The sequence below is a fragment of the Polaromonas sp. genome (assembly GCF_012927415.1).
Classification (GTDB): Bacteria; Pseudomonadota; Gammaproteobacteria; order Burkholderiales; family Burkholderiaceae_C; genus Polaromonas.
Window position 1 is genome coordinate 1 of sequence record NZ_JABBPF010000019.1, and the last position, 3,356, is coordinate 3,356.

4 protein-coding genes are annotated in these 3,356 nt (G+C 60.5%); all 4 read right to left on the reverse strand.

The genetic code is table 11. From position 1 onward, the window contains the following. On the reverse strand, window positions 1-928 hold a 928-nt coding region (locus HHJ19_RS01875; RefSeq protein ID WP_296903590.1), incomplete at its 3' end, for an MFS transporter. Further along, entirely contained in the window at window positions 925-2,070 is a 1,146-nt protein-coding gene (locus tag HHJ19_RS01880; protein WP_296903591.1) for an aminotransferase class V-fold PLP-dependent enzyme, read from the reverse strand. The genes HHJ19_RS01875 and HHJ19_RS01880, both read right to left, overlap by 4 nt. Window positions 2,071-2,118: 48 nt before the next feature. Then, window positions 2,119-2,892, reverse strand: coding sequence for a MetQ/NlpA family ABC transporter substrate-binding protein (locus HHJ19_RS01885; protein WP_296903592.1), 774 nt, complete (start codon window positions 2,890-2,892; stop codon window positions 2,119-2,121). A gap of 28 nt (window positions 2,893-2,920) precedes the next feature. Further along, on the reverse strand, window positions 2,921-3,356 hold a 436-nt coding region (locus HHJ19_RS01890; protein ID WP_296903593.1), incomplete at its 5' end, for an ABC transporter permease subunit.

Below are 3,356 nucleotides of genomic sequence, written 5' to 3' on the forward strand. Positions count from 1 at the left end.
AGCGCAGCAGCAGCCAGTCTCGGTGCAGCAGCGGGTAAACCAGACACAGCAGGCCGGAGGCCAGCAAGGCGGCTGCCGCGACATAAGCGCTATCGAGCTTGAGGCTGATACGCCCGCCGCAGACACATCCCAGAAAGCCCACAGCGATGCAAAAAAAACTGATGGCCGCCACCGATCCAGGCCCACTCCAGGCAAGATTTCTCGCATCCATCAGCAACTGCGCCGCGAGCCAGGGCAGCACAGCCCAGAAGGCATACAGCTCCCACATATGCCCAAAATAACCAATGGCTGCGGCCCGAAAGTCCGGAAATCTGAAGACGCCAAACGCCCTGCCAAACGAGCCTCCCTTTCGGCCATCGCTCCTTTTCAGAAAAGGGCCATCCCCCAGAAAATACACCAGCGCCGCGCCCAACAGGGCCAGTGCGGAAGAGACCTGAATCACCGTCTGCCAGGGCAGACTCGCGCCCAGCGCCCGCACCCCGTGGGGCAAGGCAGTACCCAGTGTCAGCATGCCTACCAGCAGACCGAGCGCCGCTCCTGATTTGCCGCCCACCCAGCCGACAATCATCTTCATGCCCAGGGGGTAAATTCCCGCCAGGCAGACGCCGACGGCGAAGCGAAGCGCCAGCCCGGCCTCAAAACCGGCCCAGCCGCCGGAAAGCCCGGCATTGACAAGGGCGCCCGAGACGCAGGCCATCGCAAAAATGCGGCTGGTGGAATACCGGTCCGCCCAGCCGGAATAGGCCAGCCACAACGTGCCGGTGATAAAACCGGACTGGGTCGCGGCAATCAGCCAGGCAAACTGGGCAGGACCGATATGCCAGGCGGCCATCAGATCGTCGGCTGCACTATTCGGGCTGAACCATAGCGAGGTGCCCAGCCACTGGGCCGACACGATCAACGCCACGGCCCAGCGCTGCGGGTTCATCGGCAGTGCGTGAGTGCCGAGGTCAGGTCGTCGATCAGGTCATCGGCGTTTTCAAGGCCGACGGAAACCCGCAGAAGGCCTTGCGGCGTCTTGCTGTCAGGACCTTCGATCGATGCACGGTGCTCAATCAGGCTCTCGACGCCGCCCAGGCTGGTGGCGCGGGTGAAAACTTCGACGTGCGCGGCCAGCGCCATCGCCGAGTCCTTGCCACCCTTGACCTCGAACGAAAGCATGCCGCCAAAGCCCGACATCTGCCTGCTGGCAACGGCGTGGAAAGGGTTGTCCTGCAAGCCAGGGTAATGCACCACACTTACTTTGGCATGCTGCTGCAAAAATTCGGCCACCTTTTGGGCATTGGCGCAATGCGCCTGCATGCGGTAAGGCAGGGTTGGCAGGCTGCGCATGACCAGCCAGCAGTCAAACGGCGAAGGCACCGCACCGCCAAACAGCTGCGCGGTACGCAGCTGGGCAAAATGCTCGTCATCGAGCCGTGATACGACAGCCCCGCCCAGCACGTCGCTTCGCCCGCCAAGATACTTGGTGGTGGCATGCATCACCATGTCGCAGCCCAGCGCCAGCGGCTGTTGAAGTACCGGACTGGCGAAGGTGTTGTCGGCGATGGCGCGCGCGCCGTGCTGGTGGGCAATCTCTGCGATCGCGCTGATGTCGACACACTGCAGCAATGGGTTGGAGGGGGTTTCGATCCAGATGATCTTGGTCTGTGGGGTCACCGCCTTGCGCACATTGTCAAGATGCGTCATGTCGACAAACGAAGCCGTCACGCCCCATTTGGCAAAAAGATGCTTCAGGACATTGGCTGTGCCATGGTAGATATCAACAGGCGCAATCACATGGTCGCCTGGCATCAAGCCTTGGAAGACCGCAGTCACAGCCGCCAGGCCGGATCCGAAGGCGGCACTGGCCGCACCCCCCTCCAGCGCTGTCAGTGCGGCTTCAAGTCCGTTGCGGTTGGGGTTGTGATTGCGCGAGTAGAGAAATCCACGCGAGTAGCCGCCGTCCGCATCACGCTCGAAGGTGGTTGACAGGTGGATGGCCTCGGTCACCGCTCCGGTGCCGATGTCGACAGCGTGTCCGGCATGCACGGCCAGTGTTTCGATTTTGTATTGTTTTCCGGGTTTCATGGTTTTCTTCAAAAGGTAGGGATCAGACGAATGCAGGGAACATGCGTATTAGAAAGCCGGGACCAGGCTGCCCTTGAATCGCTCGAGAATAAATTTCTTCGACTCTGGCGAGAGCAATGCGGCGGCGAGCTTTTTCATGGCGGGACTGTCCTTGTTGTCGGCCCTGGCGGCGAGCAGGTTGACATAGTTGGACTTGCCGCTCTCAAGAATGAGCGCGTCCTTGGCCGGGTTGAGCTTGGCTTCCAGCGCGAAGGTGGTGTTGATGATGGCCAGATCGACCTCGCCCAGCACGCGCGGCAGCATGGGGGCTTCTAGCTGCTTGATCTTGATGTTTTTCAGGTTCTGCGCAATGTCTTTCTCGGTAGCCATGTTGTTCTTCGGATCGGCCAGCTTGATGACCTTGGCCTGGTCGAGCAGCTGCAGCGCCCGGCCGCCATTCACCGCGTCATTTGGTATGGCCACCACGGCGCCGTCCTTCAATTCTGAAATATTGGATATTTTTTTCGAGTAGGCGCCAAAGGGTGCGATGAGAACATCGGCCACGGCCTGGATGGAGGCACCACGGCTGCGGTTGAACTCATCCATATAGGGCTTGTGCTGAAAGAAGTTGGCGTCAATCCGCTTTTCGACGAGCTGGACATTGGGCTGCACATAGTCGGTGTAGACCCTGACTTCAAGATCGACCCCCTGCTGCAAAAGCATGGGTTTGAGGTGTTCCAGCAACTCGGCATGCGGCGTGGGGCTTGCGCCGACGACCAGCTTGTCAGCGGCATGCGCCATCAGGGAAGCGCCCAATACGACGGCCATCAATATCTTCTTCATACATTTTCCTTGCGTTAAAAAATAAACCTCAGCGACTGAAATGCATGACCAGACGGTCGCCGGCCGTCTGAAGGATCTGGACCAGAATCAGCAGCAGGATGATCGTGATGAACATCACATTCAATTGAAAGCGCTGGTAGCCATAACGAATCGCCAGATCCCCCAGGCCGCCGCCGCCCACCACGCCGGACAAGGCGGTATACGACACCAGCGCAATGGCCGTTACCGTCGCGGCGGCAATGATGCCGGGCAAGGCTTCCGGCAGCAGCGCGCCGATGACGATTTGCCGCACGCTCGCACCCATTGCCAGGGAGGCCTCAATGATTCCATGGTCAACCTCGCGCAGCGCGGTTTCCACCAGGCGCGCAAAAAACGGCGTGCCGCCGACTACCAGCGGCGGAATGGCGCCGGCCACGCCCAGCGATGTGCCGGTCAGCATGACGGTGACCGGGATCATGGCGATC